The 496-nt window shown below is 49.8% G+C and carries 1 protein-coding gene; it reads right to left on the bottom strand.

The window, feature by feature from the left end:
• Positions 1 to 496 (bottom strand): FAD-dependent oxidoreductase (locus tag A3750_RS23040; protein ID WP_156498874.1); only part of this gene is annotated, 496 nt, incomplete at both ends.

The following is a 496-nucleotide window of genomic DNA, read 5'->3' as shown; positions in this document are numbered from 1 at the left end:
CTGCAAATAATGAAGTATCTGCGTATTTAATATGGGATGGCTTGAAAGCACTTTATGATCTGGCTTTTGCAAACCAAGACGCGTCAAATCGCCATTGAGCATGCGCAGTAAACCACCGAAGACAAGCTGCGATAACTTGATCGGCATCCAGTCGCTTTGAGCACCAAACACATCAGCAGGCATTCCAAATATATGCTTAGGCACGAAGTGGTAACCACGACGCAAACTAATATAGGCATTGTCGGCCATGTATGCGGCGTCACAAGCAATGTCGACCCCAGAGTTGCCCGCACCCACCACCAACACATTCTGGCCCTTTAAGCTTTGTGGATCATGATAGTCAACGGAATGAAGCAACTCGCCGGTAAAGTTTTCCTGCCCCTTCAATGTCGGCTGGTGCTTGTACCAGTTTGTACCCGATGCGCAGACTAGCCATCGCGACTCGTCAGAAAAGCGCTCTCCGTGCGCATCCTCACCCTGAATTAACCAGAGCCCC

This window comes from Oleiphilus sp. HI0079 (assembly GCF_001635105.1).
The sequence above is the reverse complement of the archived record's forward strand: the minus strand, read 5'-3'. Positions and strand labels throughout refer to the sequence as shown.